Genomic DNA, 14,897 nt, shown 5'->3' on the forward strand with positions numbered 1-14,897 from the left:
GGCCGACGAATGCCGTTAGAATGCGCGTCCGTTGCGCCCGTAGCTCAGCCGGATAGAGTAGTGGCTTCCGAAGCCATTGGTCGGGGGTTCGAATCCCTCCGGGCGCGCCATCCAGTCCTTCCCCCTGCTTCCTCCGCATCGTCATTCCGACGATCGCGTGCCCGGGACAGACCCGCTGGCGCCGCAGTTATCGTATGCGCATGCCTGTGCCCATCTTCCCTGTTTTTGCTCTCGTGCTTGCCTGTGCTGCCGCCGGCTGCGGCGCAGATGCCGGCACAACCGGCGCGCGCCGGCGCATCGGGCAGGCTGCGCAGATCCACGCTCGGACATGACCATTCCACGTACTGCCAGTCCACGCACCGCGTTGCCCAAACCCGCGGTGCGCCTGCTCGGCGCGGACGATGCGCTGGCCTATCTGCGGGTAGGCGAGGGCGCGCCGGTGCTGCTGGTGCACGGGGCATTGTGCGACTACCGCTATTGGGCGCCGCAGGTGCGCGGGCTGGCCGACCGCTTCCAGCTCAGTGCGCTGAGCCTGGGCCAGTACTACCCGCGGCTGCCGTCGGCGTCGCGGCATGTATTCGGCTGGCGCTGGCATGCGCAGCAGCTCGCCGCCTTCATCGCCGAGGAAGCGCGGCCGGTGCATCTGGTCGGGCACTCCCGTGGCGCCGCCGTCGCCTGGCAGGCGGCGCTGCTGCGGCCCGACGCCATCGCCAGCCTGACCCTGTTCGATCCGGGCGGCCCGCAACCGCAGGGCCTGCCGGCCGAGGTGCAGGCGGTCCGCGCGCAGGCGATCGCGTTGCTCCAAGGCGGCCAGATCGAGGCCGGCCTGGAATGCTTCGTCGACTCGGTCAGCCAGCCCGGCGCCTGGGCGCGCAGCAGCGCGAGCTTTCGGCAGATGGTGCGCGACAACGCGCAGACCCTGGTGCCGCAGATCGCCGACGCGCTGCCGGCGTACCGGCCAGAGCAGGCCGCCACGCTGGCGATGCCGGTGTTGCTGGTCGCCGGCGAACGCAGCCCGGCGCAGTACCGCGACAACGCTGCCGCCCTGGCGGCGTGGTTGCCGCAGGCGCGTCACGAGGTGCTGGCCGGGGCGTCGCACGGCATGACCTTCACCCATGCCAGGCGGTGCAATGCCCTGCTCGCCGATTGGGTGGACGCTGCGGCGAGGAGTTGAGCGCGGACGGCGGAGTGCCGCGCTCATCGGGCGCGACCGCGCACAGAAACAAAGCGGTGCATGCGCCGGCTGCGGCTTGACGTCACCCTGCCAGGCGACGTGCTCCGGGCGCTGTGGAACCCACGGCGCTCGCCGCCGCCTCCCCACGATCCAGTTGCCGGTAGCCGATGGCCTCGGTCAGGTGTGCGGTGGCGATGGCATCGCTGGCGTCCAGGTCGGCGATGGTGCGTGCCACGCGCAAGATGCGGTGCAGCGAGCGCGCCGACAGCCGCAGGCGCTCGATCGCATGTTCCAGCAGCGCCTCGTCGCGCGGCTGCAGGCGGCAGTCGCGCAGGGTCTCGCTGTGGCCGAGCTGGCCGTTGGGGCGGCCGGCGCGGGCCTGCTGGCGTTGCCGCGCCTGCTCCACGCGCTCGCGCACAGCGGCGCTGGTTTCGCCGGGCGGCGCATCGGCACGCAGTGCCTGTGGCGGCAGCCGCGGCACGTCCACATGCAGGTCGATGCGGTCCAGCAGTGGGCCGGAGATGCGCGCGCGATAGCGCCGCACCGCGTCCTCGCTGCAGCGGCAGCGGCCGCTGGGGTCGCCGGCCCAGCCGCAGGGGCAAGGGTTCATCGCCGCCACCAACTGGAAGCGCGCAGGAAACTCGGCACTGCGCGCCGCGCGCGACACGGTCACCTGGCCCGACTCCAGCGGCTCGCGCAACACTTCCAGCGCGTGCCGGTTCCACTCTGGCAGCTCGTCCAGGAACAGCACGCCGTGGTGCGCCAGCGAGATTTCGCCGGGGCGCGGATGGGTGCCGCCACCGACCAGCGACACCGCGCTGGCGGTGTGATGCGGCGCCCGGTAGGGGCGTTGCCGCCAGCGCGCCGGATCCACGCCGCGGCCGCTGACCGAGGCGATGGCTGCGCTCTCCAGCGCCTCGGCTTCGCTGGCCTCGGGCAGGATGCCGGGCAGGCGCGAGGCCAGCAGGGTCTTGCCGCAGCCGGGGCTGCCGATCAGCAGCAGGTGGTGATGTCCGGCCGCGGCGATCTCCAGGGCGCGCCGCGCCTGCGCCTGGCCGCGCACGTCGCTCAGGTCGGGAAAGGGCGCGGCGACGGCCGGCGGCGCCGTCGCCGCGGGCAGGGTCTTGCTGCCGTTGAGCAATCCGCAGACCTCGAGCAGGGTGCGCGCGGTGAACGCCTGCACGTGTTGCGCCAGCGCGGCCTCGGCGCCGTTGTCGGCCGGCACGATCAGGGTGCGCCCGGCCTGGGCGGCGGCCAGCGCGGCCGGCAGGACGCCGTCGACTGGGCGCAGTTCGCCGGTCAGGGCCAGTTCGCCGAGGAATTCGTACTGGCCGAGTACCTGCGGGTCGAGCTGGCCGGCGGCGGCGAGGATGCCCAGCGCGATCGGCAGGTCGAAGCGGCCACCCTCCTTGGGCAGGTCCGCCGGGGCCAGGTTGACGGTGATCCGCCGCGCCGGGAATTCGTACTGCGCGCAGAGCAGGGCGGCGCGTACGCGATCGCGCGATTCGCGCACCGCTGCCTCAGGCAGGCCGACGATCTGCGTGGCCGGCAGGCCGCCGGAGAGATGGACTTCGACCCGAACCGGAGGCGCAAGCACCCCCGCGCGGGCACGGCTGTGCACCAGCGCCAGGCTCATGGTGGCGGGTGGATCAGGTGGTGGGGTTGGGCGTCTGCCCGCTGCGCGCCGCTTCCAGCGCGGCGACGCTGCGCTCCAGCGCCTCGAGCTTCTCGCGCGTGCGCAGTAGCACCGCGCGCTGCACTTCGAACTCCTCGCGGGTGACCAGGTCGAGCTTGCCCAGCCCGGCCTGCAGCGCGCTCTTGAAGGTGCTCTGCAGTTCGTCGCGGGACTGGCGCAGGCCCGGCGGCACCAGGTCGCTGAGGCGGCGGGCGAGGTCGTCGAGATGGTTGAGATCGATCATGGCTGTGCTCCGGCAGGTGGCGTCAGGCTGCGGTATCCGGCGGGTCGGCACCATCGGGATCGGACGCGGCGCGCTGTCGGAAAATTCCGGCGTTGGGGGCGCGCGGCCATTGAACCCGACGGCCGCCGATCGCGCAACCGCGCTATCCTGAGGCCATTGTGATTGGAGAACGCCGCATGAAGATGATCATGGCCGTGATCAAGCCGTTCAAGCTCGACGACGTGCGCGAAGCGCTCGCCGCGCAGGGCGTGGCCGGCATCACCGTCACCGAGGTCAAGGGCTTCGGCCGGCAGAAGGGCCACACCGAGCTGTACCGCGGCGCCGAGTACGTGGTCGATTTCCTGCCGAAGGTGAAGCTGGAAGTGGCGGTCAGCGAGGAGCAGGTGGAGCGCGTGGTCGAGGCCATCGTCAAGGCCGCCGCCACCGGCAAGATCGGCGACGGCAAGGTGTTCGTCTACGACCTGGGCACGGTGGTGCGGATCCGCACCGGCGAGCTGGACGCGGACGCGCTGTAACGCGGTCACCGCGGCTGCATCGGCGTGGCATGGATGCGTTGCAGGAGCGGCTTCAGCCGCGACGGCGTGTTCCTGTGACGCCTGTTGCGGCTGAAGCCGCGCCTATCGGTGTGGGGTTCGTGTCTGCCGGAGTCTGCCGCCAGCGTGGTGGGCCAGCTGGATAGGCCGAGCACGCTTGCGCCAGGTGCCGGTTCAGATGCCGGCGTAGCCGCGGCAAATGAGTTGATACGGGACCTGGCCGAGACTCGAGGACCGGGGTAGCGCCTGCGATCCGCGGCATCGGCGCACGTCGAGCGCGCCGATGCCGAAGAGGACCGGGGCTTAGCCGCCCAGTGCCTCGGCCACGAACGGCGGCAGCACCTGGGTGCCGGTGTGCAGGTGCGCGCTGTAGTAGCGGGTGGCGAACGGCTTGGCCGCGGCGTCGGCCTGGCGGAAGTCGAAGCCGCCCTGCTTGCGCGCCATGGTCACGCTCCACCAGCCGGTCGGGTAGCACGGCTGCGGGAACGGCACGGTGTGGAAGCTCGCAAAGCCGGCCTTGCCCATTTCCACACGCATTTCCTTGATCAGGTCCAGCAGCGCCAGCGGCGATTCGGACTGCTGCACCAGGATGCCGTCGTCCTTCAGCGCCTTGAAGCAGCTTTCGTAGAACGCCTTGTTGAACAGGCCTTCGGCCGGGCCGACCGGGTCGGTGGAGTCGACGATGACGATGTCCACGCTGCCGGCCGGGCAGTTGGCCATGTAGGCCACGCCGTCGTCGAACAGCAGTTCGGCGCGCGGGTCGTTGTTGGAGTCGCACAGTTCCGGGAAATACTTCTCGGCCATGCGCGTGACCTGCTCGTCGATGTCGCACTGGGTGGCGCTTTCCACGCCCGGGTGCTTGAGCACTTCGCGCAGGGTGCCGCAGTCGCCGCCGCCGATGATCACCACGCGCTTGGGCGCGGCGTGGGTGAACAGCGCCGGGTGGCTGATCATCTCGTGGTAGAAGAAGTTGTCGCGCGTGGTCAGCATCACCGCGCCGTCGATCACCATCAGCTTGCCCCAGTCGGTGGTGTCGTAGATCTCGATCTTCTGGAACGGCGACTGCACCTCGTCCAGCTTGCCGGTGATGCGGTAGCCGATGGCCGAGCCGGTGGGCTGGAAGTGTTCGATGTACCAGTTGTCGTTGGCGCTCATGGAATGTCCTAGGAAAACAAAAGGAATGCAGCGTTTCCTTCTCCCCCCGGGAGAAGGTGGCGCGAAGCGCCGGATGAGGGTCGGGCGCAGCCTAGTGCAGCCAAGCCACGCGACGCTGTTACCGTACCTCGCCGGATGAGGGTCGGGCGCAGCCTAGTGGAGCCAAGCCACGCGACGCTGTTACCGTACCTCTCCGGATGAGGGCTAGGCGCAGAGCACGCCAGGCGCCCGCGAACCCGGCCCGGCTCCGGCAGGAGCCGAGGGCGTCGGAACGGCGCGGATTGTAACGGACCCCACGCGTAGCAGGGGTTACAATCCACGCCCTTTTTCCGTCAGCCGAGCCGCCACGATGAGCGATTGGTCCCTCGACCAAGCCCGCAAGACCTACTCGATCCCGCATTGGGCCGACGGGTATTTCGACGTGGACGCGGCCGGCCGGCTGGTGGTGCGGCCGCAGGGCGCCGACGGCGTGGCGATCGCGCTGCCGGAGGTGGTGGACGCCGCGCGCGCGGCCGGCGCCAAGCTGCCGATGCTGGTGCGCTTCCCCGACATCCTCGGCGAGCGCCTGGGCAAGCTGCAGGCCGCGTTCGCGCAGGCCCAGGCCGATTGGGACTACGCCGGCGGCTACACCGCGGTGTACCCGATCAAGGTCAACCAGCACCGCGGCGTGGCCGGTACCCTGGCCAGCCACCAGGGCGAGGGCTTCGGCCTGGAGGCGGGCAGCAAGCCGGAACTGATGGCGGTGCTGGCGCTGTCGCGTCCGGGCGGGCTGATCGTGTGCAACGGCTACAAGGACCGCGAATACATCCGCCTGGCGCTGATCGGGCGCAAGCTCGGTTTGCAGACCTTCATCGTCATCGAGAAGCCGTCGGAGCTGAAGCTGGTGCTGGAGGAGGCGCGCGCGCTGGACGTGAAGCCTGGCCTGGGCGTGCGCATGCGCCTGGCCTCGCTGGGCGCGGGCAAGTGGCAGAACAGCGGTGGCGACAAGGCCAAGTTCGGGCTGTCGCCGCGGCAGGTGCTGGACCTGTGGAAGACCCTGCGCGACACCGAGTACGCCGACGCGCTGAACCTGCTGCACTTCCACATGGGCTCGCAGATCTCCAACGTGCGCGACATCGCCAACGGCATGCGCGAGGCCACCCGCTATTTCGTCGAGCTGTCCAAGCTGGGTGCGAAGATCAGCCACGTCGACGTCGGCGGCGGCCTGGGCATCGACTACGAAGGCACCCGCTCGCGCAGCTACTGCTCGATCAACTACGGCCTGCATTCCTACGCCAGCAACATCGTGCAGCCGCTGGCCAGCGCCTGCGAGGAACACGGCCTGGCGCCGCCGCGCATCGTCACCGAGTGCGGGCGCGCGATGACCGCGCACCACGCGGTGCTGATCGCCAACGTGTCCGAGGTGGAGCAGGCGCCGGAAGGCCGCGTGCCCGACGCGCACGACGACGAGCCGGCGGCGATCCGCCACCTGCGCGAGATCCATGCCGAACTGGACCAGCGCCCGGCGGTGGAGCTGTTCCAGGAAGCGCAGCATTTCCACGCCGAAGGCCTCAGCGGCTACGCGCTGGGCCAGATCGACCTGACCCATCGTGCACGCATCGACGACCTGTTCTATGCCATCGCCCACGGCGTGCGCGCGCGGTTGAGCCACGAGGAAAAGAGCCACCGCCCGGTGCTGGACGAACTCAACGAGCGCCTGGTCGACAAGTACTTCGTCAACTTCAGCGTGTTCGAATCGATTCCCGACGTGTGGGCGATCGACCAGGTGTTCCCGATCGTGCCGATCGAGCGCCTGAACGAGGCGCCGGCGCGGCGCGGCGTGGTCTGCGACATGACCTGCGATTCCGACGGCATGGTCAAGACCTACGTCGAGAACGAAAGCCTGGACAGCTCGCTGCCGCTGCATGCGCTGCGCCCGGGCGAAAGCTACCGCATCGGCTTCTTCCTGGTCGGCGCCTACCAGGAAATCCTCGGCGACATCCACAACCTGTTCGGTGACACCGACGCGGTGGAAGTGGCGGTGGACGGCGACGGCTACCGCATCGCCCAGCAGCGGCGAGGCGACACCACCGACGTGATGCTGGACTACGTCGGCTACCGCCTGGACGACCTGCGCGCCGCCTACGCCGAGCGTGTGGCCGCGGCGCAGTTGCCGGCCGCGCAGGCGACGGAACTGGCCGACGCGCTCGAGGCCGGCCTGACCGGCTACACCTACCTGTCGGACGAGCCGCTGGGCTGACGGCGCGCGACTGACGCCAGCGCCGGCGTCCGCCAGTAAGCCCCTCTCCCCCGGGAGAGGGGTTGGGGTGAGGGTGCGCGCGTGCACGCAGCCTGGAGGTCAGAGGTCGCCGCTTGGCGCCGCGGCGACGTCTCACAGGCGCGATCGCACCGGCGCCGGTGGACGGCCACCGCCGCAAACGCCAGCACAGCCAGTAAGCTGCGCGCTTCCCACCGTCACCTCAATGCGATGCGCTCTCCCGGCCTCGACCTGCTGCGCGCCGTCGCCATCGTCTGGGTGATGCTGTTCCACTCCTTCGTGGTCGGCGGGCTGGGGCCGGATTGGGAGTGGCTCTCGCGCGATGGCTGGATGGGCGTGGACCTGTTCTTCGTGCTCAGCGGCTTTTTGATCGGCGGCGAGGTGCTGGCGCCGCTGGCCCGCGGCGAGCGGCTGCGCTACGGCGAGTTCTATCGCCGCCGCGCCTACCGCATCCTGCCGGCGTACGCGGTGGTGCTGGCGCTGTACCTGGCCTGGCCCGGCTTCCGCGAAGCGCCGGGGATCGCGCCGTGGTGGCTGTTCGCCAGCTTCACCCTCAACCTGGGCATCGAGTACGCCAACCAGCAGGCGTTCTCGCATGCCTGGTCGCTGTGCGTGGAGGAGCACTTCTACCTGGTGTTTCCGCTGTTGGCGGCGTGGATGCTGCGGCGGCCGTCGGCGCCGCGTTTCATGGCGCTGTGCGTGGCCGTGGTGCTGGCCGGCATCGCCCTGCGCAGCGCCATCTGGCTGCACGACAGCACGCTGGATCGCATTGGCGCCGGGCTGCAGCGCAACTGGTTCATCGAGGATCTCTACTACCCGACCTGGAACCGTCTGGACGGCCTGCTGGCCGGCGTGGCGCTGGCGGTGCTGAAGACCTTCCGGCCGCGGCACTGGCAGCGGCTGCAGCGCCACGCCAGCGCCATGGCGCTTGCCGGAATCGCGGTCTGCGCGCTGGCGATGTGGCTGTTCCGCGACCGCACCGGCCTGCTCGGCAATGCGATCGGCTGGCCGGTGCTGTCGCTGGGGCTGGCGCTGCTGGTCGGCGCCGGTGCCGCCACGCAAGGGTGGCTGGGGCGTTGCCGGGTGCCGGGCGTGGCCTGGCTGGCCGCGGTGTCCTACAGCCTGTACCTGAGCCACAAGGCCGTATTCCATCTGACCCAGGTGTGGTTCGGCGCGCAACTGGACGGGCACGGGCCGCTCGCCTTCGCCGTCTATGCCGGCATGGCGCTGCTGTTCGCGGCCGTCCTGCACTACGCGGTGGAGCGGCCGTTCCTGCGCCTGCGCGAGCGGCGCAGCGCTCCTGTTGCGGCGGCGGCGCGGGGCTGAAAGCGCGGGGTGCGACCCGCGCGCTACAGCTCTATGGCGCTGCCACGGATCGTGCTAGCGTGCGCGCCTTCATGGACGATAAGGGGAATACGATGCCGACGATCACACGCCGTGGCTGGGTCCTGCTGCTGAGCTGTGGACTGGCCGCCGCCGGCCAGAGTGCTGCGCAGATGCGCACCTCGCCGACCGTGGACAGCACGCCGAAGATCCGCGAGACCTCGCCCAGCCTGCCGTTCGACAAGGCGGCGGCCGAAGCCGCGCTGGCCAAGGGCCATGCGACCATCACCGGCGTGGCCTGCGCCTACCACGACAACCGCCTGTTCCTGGCCGACAACCGCCAGGTGATGCTGTTCCCGGCGACGCCGTACTTCGAGGAATGGGTCGCGCTGCGCAAGAAGTCCGATCGCAGCAAGGAGTCGGTGCTGATGTCCGACCAGGCCTTCAACACGCGGGTCGAAACCAAGACCGACGCCACCGGCGCGTTCCAGTTCACCGACATGCTGCCGGGCCGCTACATCGTGGTGGTGCCGTTCCAGTTCGACCAGGCCAAGTCGCGCAACGTGTACGCGGGCACCAGCTACGCCGGTTCCATCGAGGTGGAGCATTACGACCGCCAGGACTATGCGGTGGCGCGCAACGACGAGCTGTTCAAGGACGTGGAAGTGAAGAGCGACGGCAGCACCGTCAAGACCGCGGTCACCGGCGGCGCCAACATGTTCTCCGGTGGTGGCGGCCTGATCGCCAAGATGATGCCCTGCAAGGGCGGCAAGTAAGCGCGCGCCGCCTCACCCCTCCGCGGCCAGCGCCGCATGCGCCGCCTGCAGGCGCTGTTGCAGGATCTCCGCCAGCCGTGCCACTGCCGGCGGCGGCGTGGCGACCGCGCGATGCAGGTTCAGTCCCAGCGCCGGCAGCGTCGGCAGGCCGCCGGCGCCGGGCGCCAGCAGGGCCAGCCCGGGCGGCACGCCGGCCGGGGTGCGCAGGGTGATGCCCAATCCGGCGCGCACGGCCGCCCATACGCCGCCGAGGCTGGCGCTGGTGAAGGCGATGCGCCACGGGATGCCGGCGCGGTCCAGGGCCGTGGTCGCGGCCGTGCGCAGCAGGCAGGGCGCTTCCAGCATCACCAGCGGCAGCGGCGCTGCGCCGCTCCAGGTGGCCATGGCGGGTAGGCCGCTACGCTCGCCAGCGGCGATCCAGCGCAGCGGCCACGCCGATTGCGCCTGCCGGTGCGCCGAGGCCGCACCGGACTCCCAGGCCAGGGCCAGGTCCAGTTGTCCGGCCTCCACCCGCGCCAGCAGCTCCTGGTGGCGGGCGATGCGCGCTTCGATCCGCACCTGCGGGTGGGCGCGGGCAAAACGCCCGAGCACGTCCGGCAGCATGTGCTCGCCGAAGTCCTCCTGCAGCCCCAGCCGCACCCAGCCCTGCAGCGCCGGGTCCTGCAGCGCCACCACCGCCTCGTCGTTGAGTTCGAGCAGGCGCCGCGCGTAGCCCAGCAAGGCTTCGCCGGCCTCGGTCAGGGCCAGGCCGCGGCCCTGGCGGCGCAGCACCGGCTGCCCGGCCTGCTCCTCCAGCTTCTTCAGCTGCGCGCTGATCGCCGAGGTGGAACGCCCGCGGCGGTCGGCCGCCTTGGCGAAGCTGCCCAGTTCCACGCCAGCGACGAAGCTGCGCAGCGCGTCGAGGTCGAAGGTGGTGGGGCGCATCGGTCGATCCTGGTTTTCCGGATGGTCGTTTCAATATTTTCCGATTTTTCGGAAGATCCTGCGCGACTAGGCTGTGCCCGTTCCCATGCGAGGCCTGCCCGATGTCCGACCCATCCACGCCGTTTCCCTCCCCGCATGCCGCGTTCGGTGACATTGCGCCGGCCTTTGCCCGGCTGACCGACGAGGTGCTGTTCGACGAGGTGTGGCAGCGCCCGGGCCTGCCGCCGCGCGAACGCAGCCTGGTCACGGTGGCCGCGCTGGTTGCGCTGTATCGGCTGGAGCAACTGCCGTTTCACCTGGGGCGCGCGCTGGACAACGGCCTGGACCGCGAGGCGTTGGCCGAAGCCATCACCCACCTGGCCTTCTACGCCGGTTGGCCGTGTGCGGCGTCGGCGCTGCCGTTGCTGCGTGCCGCTGCCGCGGCGCGCCCGGACACGACGGAGGCACGCTGATGCCGTACGCCCGCATCTCGCTGCTGCGCGGCAACCCGCCCGAATACCTGCGCGCGCTGTCGGCCAGCCTCTACCAGGCCATGCACGAGGCGTTCGAGGTGCCGGCCGGCGACTGCTTCCAGGTCATCCACCAGCACGACCCGGACGAACTGGTGTTCGACCGTCACTACCTGGGCGGGCCGCGCTCGGAGGGCTTCGTGCTGATCGCCATCACCGCCGGCCGCCAACGCAGCGCCGCCTGCAAGCAGGCGTTCTACCGGCGCCTGGTCGAACTGCTGGCGATCGCGCCGGGGATCGCGCCGGAGGACGTGATGGTCACCATCCTCACCACCGACGCGCAGGACTGGTCCTTCGGCGGCGGCCGCGCCGGCATCGCGGCCAGCGGAGCGCCGGCATGATCGCCATGCAGTACAGCATCGCGTTGCCGGCGGACTACGACATGGCGATCATCCGCCGCCGCATCGTCGACAAGGGGCCGTTGCTCGATACGCTGCCGGGGTTGCAGTTCAAGGCCTACCTGGTCGCCGATCGCGCCGATCCGGTCCTGCCAGGCGGGCAGAACCTGTACGCGCCGTTCTATCTGTGGCGCGATGCGGCGGCGATGCACGCGTTCCTCGTCGGTCCCGCCTTCGCCGCGCTATGCGAGGCGTTCGGTCGACCGGCGGTGCAGTCGTGGATGGTCGGGACGGCATGGACGTCGGCGGCGCTGCGCACGGCGCGCTATGCCACCCGCGCGCTTCAGGCACCGTCGCGAGCCGCGGGCAGCGACTCCGACGACGTGCATGCGCCTGACGCGCGCGTGCTGGCCATGGTGCGCGGCCATGAACCGCAGGGATGGACGCGGTTGCGTCTCCAGCTGTGGCGCGATCTGCCGCCGGCGGACGACGCGGCGCAGCGCTATGCGGTACATCACCTCAGCGCCCCTGGCGTGATCGACGCAGCCGGGTGAGCCGGCGGCGTCGCGCGCTCAGTACATGTTCTTCTTGTAGTCGGCCTGCAGCCCTTTGCGGAGCACGCCGGGCACCGAGACCGCCGCGCGCATCAGCGTGGCCTGGGTGCCGCGCGCGCCGCTGAGCCGGACGTGGTCGCGGAAGATCGCCGGCGGGTCCAGGTCGTGCGCGATGGCGGCGGGCGGCCAGGCGTCGAAGCGGCCCAGCGCGGGGCTGCGCGTCTCTTCGAGGAGCGCCGGCAGCACCCGCACCGCCAGATGCGGAACGCGTCCATCGACGGCGAGGGCACTGCGGATCGCCGCATCGGGGCTGGGGCGGGCCAGCCCTTCGATGCGCACGCAGCGCGCGCTGCCCGGGCGCAGCGCGAGCAGGGCGATCTGCGGCCGCGCCAGCAGATTGCCCAGGCTGTCGACGCGCCGATTGCCCGGTCGGTCGGCGAACCACCAGGCGTCGCGATGCGCCTGCAGCAAGGCTCCGGCGCGATCGCCGCGCGGGCTGACATCGACGCGGCCCTCGGCATCGGCGGTGGCCAGCACCAGCAGCCGGCAGCTGGCGAGAAATCCCGCCACCGTTTCCGCTGGCGTGGCGTCGGTCGGTGTCTCGGCACGCCACCAGTCGGCACGGAGCAGGGCCTTGGCACAGTGCAGATAGCACTCCTCGACGGCGACGAACAGGCGCGTGCCGTCGTCGCCGGCGATGCGCCCATTGATCCGCAGGGTCTCGCCCAAACCGGGCACCAGGAACAGCGACCCGAAGCCGACGCCGACCTGCGGATGCGCCGTGTCCAGCGCCTGCAGCGGGATCGACAGCAGGTGCGGAGTGTCGGCGCGCGCGAAGCCGGGCGCGCCACTGCCTGCGCTCAACGCCAGGCGCTGGCCGGCGACGCCGGCGAACAGCAGCGGGCTGGCGGCCAGCCAGCGCAGCGCGTGCGCGTCCAGATGGTCGATCACCTTCATGTCGCGCGGGCCGGGCAGGCGGCCCACGCAGTCCTGCAGCTGCGCTGCGTCGGTGACGAAGTCGGTCATCGCGGCGTCTCCGGGAAGCGGAACACCACGCGGTCGAGCGGAGCGGGAGAGAGCATCGCAAAGCACTCCTGTGAACGAGCGGGAGGCTTGCGCGAAGGCTGGCGACGTCTGGAAACGTACCACAGCGTGGCTGACGCCGCGTCCAGCGACCTTACGGTCGTCCTTGTCCAGGCAAGACCGCGACAGGACACCTCACATCTCCCCGGGGACGTGTCCTGTAGGAGCGGCTTCAGCCGCGATGGGCGTTCCGGGTGAAGCCGTCGCGGCTGAAGCTGCGCCTACGCAGCACGCCGTGGCGGATGCAGGTGATGCGAGCCGCGCTACAGCCGCAGTTCGAACCCGAGATAGGCCGAGCGCCCGGGCGCTGGCGAGAACATCGGCTGGTTGTTGCCACCCCAGAAGAAACTGTCGTACCAGACGTAGGCGTAGCGGGTGTCGGTGAGATTCTTGACCTGCAGGTCGAGGCTGACGCGCGGGCTGAGCTGGTAGCGCACGCTGGCGTCGACCACGCGGAAGCCGCCGTACTTGCCCTGCGTGTTGCGCTCGTCGATGTAGTAGTCGCCTTGTGCGCGCGCCTGCACGCCGACCGTCCAGCGCGCATCGGGTCGGTAATCGACGCCGGCGTTGCTGATGTAGCGCGGCACCGAGAACACTTCGCGCCCGCGCAGGGATTCGCCCGAAGCGTTGTAGGCGCTGACCACCTTGGCCTCCTGCAGCGCCTGCGACAGCCACAGCGTCCAGTGTTCGCCCAGTTGCGTACGCAGTTGCAGGTCCACGCCCTGGCGCCGGGTCTGGCCCAGGCCCACCGTGGTGCCGGAGCTGACGTTGTTGGCGACCTCGTCGGTGGCGTCCTGCCGCCACACCGCCACGCGGGCTTCGGTGCCTGCCGCCGGCTGCAGCTTCAGGCCCAGCTCCTTGCCGGTGTTGATCGATGGCCGCACGCCGGGCTGGCCCGGCGTCAGGTACGCCGGCGCGGTGGAGCCGGTAAGGATCTGGAAGGTGCGGCCCCAGTTGGCGTACACGCTCAGCTGCGGGGTCAACGCATAGATCACGCTGAGCTTGGGCTGGTCGATCCAGCCATAGCGTTGCAGTGGTGCGTGCACGCCGCCCGGCAGCATGGTGTCGCCGGAGAAGCGGTCGACGCGGAACGCCGGCACGATCTTCAACGCGTCGGTGGGCTGCAGCACCGCCTGCAGGTACAGGCCGAGGTTGTCGAGCGTGTAGCGGTCGTCGTTCTGCACGCGCACCGGCACGCTCCAGAAATCGGTCGGCACCGCGTAGGCGTAGCGATAGCGGCGATAGCGGTTGTCCTGATGCTCGGCGTTGAGGCCGGCTTCCACGCTCAGCAGGTCGCTGGCCTGCCAGGTGACGGTGCTGAGCAGACCGGTCTGGGTTTCGCCCCATTGCCGGCGCTGCCGCGGCGCGTTGCCGACCGGGTAACTGGTAAAGGTGACCCGGCGTTCTTCGTCGTAGCGATTGACGTACAGCGTGTTGCGCAGCTGCAGGCCCTCGCCGAGCTTCAGGTCGGCGTGCACGCTGGCCTGGCGCAGGATGCGCTCGCCGCCGTCGTTGGCATTCTGCGGCGGCGACTGCTCGCGGTCCTCGGCCAGTTGCGCGGCGGTGAGGAAGCCGGGCGCATCGGCGGCGAGATGGTAGGCGCGGGCGATCAGGCCGATGCGCGCGGTGTCGTCGTCCTCGCCGTAGAACCACTTGCCGCCGAGGGTGTACTTGCGCGCGCTGTCGTGCGCGCGTTCGCCCTGCGTGGCCTGCGCGCCGACGAAATAGTTCTGTGCCAGGCCGCCGGCCTCGTGGCCGACGGCATACTGCAACTCGCGCGTGGCGAAGCTGCCGTAGCTCAGCCGCAGGTCCTGGTAGTCGCCGCCCTGGCGCGTGGCGATGTTGAGGTTGCCGCCGATGTTGTGCAGGCCGTAGCGCGGGTCGTTGGTGCCGCGCACGACTTCGATGTAAGCGATCTCCAGCGGGAAGATCATGTCGGTGAAGCGCTGGTTGCCGCTGTTGGCATCGCTCGGCACGCCATCGATCAGGAGCTTGATGCCGTTGAGGTAGCCCTCGCCGTTGAAGGCGCGGAAGGTGGCCTTGCCGGTTTCGGCGCCCTGGCGGATCTCGGTGAGCTGCACGCCGGGCATCATGCCCAGCAATTCCCAGCCGTTCATGACCTGCTTGTCGCCGATCTGCTCGCTGCCGAGCACGTCGACCGAGCTGAGGATGTTGCGGGCGGACAGCGAAGCCGCGGTCTCGCGCCGCGCCTCCACGGTGCCCAGGGTGGTGGTGGTCTCGGAGGTCAGGGTCTGCGCGCCGGCATGGCCGGCGGCAAGTCCGGCCAGGACGGCCAGGGCGAGGGAATCGATCTTCATGGGGCCTGCAAGCAAGTGGGGACAGCGGAGGGCT

Annotated in this window: 14 protein-coding genes and 1 tRNA gene; 9 read left to right on the top strand and 6 right to left on the bottom strand. The window is 70.4% G+C overall.

Annotation, left to right across the window (positions count from 1 at the left end; all coding sequences use genetic code 11):
* Nucleotides 1–33 precede the first annotated feature (33 nt).
* Both FHR56_RS20230 and FHR56_RS20235 read left to right on the top strand, forming a co-directional pair.
* Nucleotides 34–110: transfer RNA gene (locus tag FHR56_RS20230), tRNA-Arg, on the top strand.
* Between the two features lie 218 nt (nucleotides 111–328).
* Nucleotides 329–1,174: an alpha/beta hydrolase gene (locus FHR56_RS20235; RefSeq protein ID WP_184502848.1), complete on the top strand. Its 846-nt coding sequence runs from the start codon at nucleotides 329–331 to the stop codon at nucleotides 1,172–1,174.
* Nucleotides 1,175–1,256: 82 nt separating this feature from the next.
* On the opposite strand, the gene FHR56_RS20240 is transcribed toward FHR56_RS20235, so the two are convergent.
* The gene (locus FHR56_RS20240) at nucleotides 1,257–2,810 is read right to left on the bottom strand and encodes a YifB family Mg chelatase-like AAA ATPase (RefSeq protein WP_160946724.1); all 1,554 of its coding nucleotides are present in this window, start codon (nucleotides 2,808–2,810) and stop codon (nucleotides 1,257–1,259) included.
* Nucleotides 2,811–2,823: 13 nt separating this feature from the next.
* A complete protein-coding gene (locus FHR56_RS20245; protein WP_160946723.1) occupies nucleotides 2,824–3,093 on the bottom strand; it encodes an accessory factor UbiK family protein in 270 nt (89 codons plus the stop codon).
* Nucleotides 3,094–3,269: 176 nt separating this feature from the next.
* Between FHR56_RS20245 and FHR56_RS20250 the strand changes: the two genes are divergently transcribed.
* Complete coding sequence (locus FHR56_RS20250) at nucleotides 3,270–3,608, top strand: P-II family nitrogen regulator (RefSeq protein ID WP_160946722.1); 339 nt, start codon at nucleotides 3,270–3,272, stop codon at nucleotides 3,606–3,608.
* 321 nt (nucleotides 3,609–3,929) lie between these two features.
* Here FHR56_RS20250 and speE read toward each other — a convergent pair whose 3' ends face one another.
* The gene (speE, locus tag FHR56_RS20255) at nucleotides 3,930–4,781 is read right to left on the bottom strand and encodes a polyamine aminopropyltransferase (RefSeq protein WP_160946721.1); all 852 of its coding nucleotides are present in this window, start codon (nucleotides 4,779–4,781) and stop codon (nucleotides 3,930–3,932) included.
* Nucleotides 4,782–5,130: 349 nt separating this feature from the next.
* Between speE and speA the strand changes: the two genes are divergently transcribed.
* The 3 genes from speA (at nucleotide 5,131) to FHR56_RS20270 (ending at nucleotide 9,137) form a co-directional block, all read left to right on the top strand.
* Nucleotides 5,131–7,020 (top strand): arginine decarboxylase, encoded by a 1,890-nt coding sequence (speA, locus tag FHR56_RS20260; protein WP_160946720.1) that lies wholly within the window; start codon nucleotides 5,131–5,133, stop codon nucleotides 7,018–7,020.
* Nucleotides 7,021–7,248: 228 nt separating this feature from the next.
* Complete coding sequence (locus tag FHR56_RS20265; protein WP_160946719.1) at nucleotides 7,249–8,364, top strand: acyltransferase; 1,116 nt, start codon at nucleotides 7,249–7,251, stop codon at nucleotides 8,362–8,364.
* A gap of 92 nt (nucleotides 8,365–8,456) precedes the next feature.
* Nucleotides 8,457–9,137, top strand: coding sequence for a carboxypeptidase-like regulatory domain-containing protein (locus tag FHR56_RS20270; protein ID WP_160946718.1), 681 nt, complete (start codon nucleotides 8,457–8,459; stop codon nucleotides 9,135–9,137).
* Nucleotides 9,138–9,149: 12 nt separating this feature from the next.
* Here the strand turns inward: FHR56_RS20270 and FHR56_RS20275 are convergent, their stop codons facing one another.
* Entirely contained in the window at nucleotides 9,150–10,061 is a 912-nt protein-coding gene (locus tag FHR56_RS20275; RefSeq protein WP_160946717.1) for a LysR substrate-binding domain-containing protein, read from the bottom strand.
* Nucleotides 10,062–10,162: 101 nt separating this feature from the next.
* Here FHR56_RS20275 and FHR56_RS20280 point away from each other — a divergent pair, with 101 nt between their 5' ends.
* The 3 genes from FHR56_RS20280 to FHR56_RS20290 are packed head-to-tail and all read left to right on the top strand — an operon-like array spanning nucleotide 10,163 to nucleotide 11,462.
* On the top strand, nucleotides 10,163–10,513 hold the full coding sequence (locus tag FHR56_RS20280; protein WP_160946716.1) for a carboxymuconolactone decarboxylase family protein: 351 nt from the start codon (nucleotides 10,163–10,165) through the stop codon (nucleotides 10,511–10,513).
* Entirely contained in the window at nucleotides 10,513–10,911 is a 399-nt protein-coding gene (locus tag FHR56_RS20285) for a tautomerase family protein (RefSeq protein ID WP_160946715.1), read from the top strand. The genes FHR56_RS20280 and FHR56_RS20285 overlap by 1 nt, the downstream gene beginning before the upstream one ends.
* Nucleotides 10,908–11,462, top strand: coding sequence for a DUF4865 family protein (locus FHR56_RS20290; RefSeq protein ID WP_160946714.1), 555 nt, complete (start codon nucleotides 10,908–10,910; stop codon nucleotides 11,460–11,462). The genes FHR56_RS20285 and FHR56_RS20290 overlap by 4 nt, the downstream gene beginning before the upstream one ends.
* 18 nt (nucleotides 11,463–11,480) lie before the next feature.
* Here the strand turns inward: FHR56_RS20290 and FHR56_RS20295 are convergent, their stop codons facing one another.
* Both FHR56_RS20295 and FHR56_RS20300 read right to left on the bottom strand, forming a co-directional pair.
* Complete coding sequence (locus FHR56_RS20295) at nucleotides 11,481–12,488, bottom strand: pyridoxamine 5'-phosphate oxidase family protein (protein ID WP_160946713.1); 1,008 nt, start codon at nucleotides 12,486–12,488, stop codon at nucleotides 11,481–11,483.
* Between the two features lie 320 nt (nucleotides 12,489–12,808).
* Nucleotides 12,809–14,863 (bottom strand): TonB-dependent receptor, encoded by a 2,055-nt coding sequence (locus tag FHR56_RS20300; protein WP_160946712.1) that lies wholly within the window; start codon nucleotides 14,861–14,863, stop codon nucleotides 12,809–12,811.
* Nucleotides 14,864–14,897: the final 34 nt, after the last annotated feature.

Origin of the sequence: Xanthomonas sp. F10 (genome assembly GCF_014206815.1) — a bacterium.
In the GTDB taxonomy this organism is placed as follows: domain Bacteria; phylum Pseudomonadota; class Gammaproteobacteria; order Xanthomonadales; family Xanthomonadaceae; genus Xanthomonas_A; species Xanthomonas_A indica.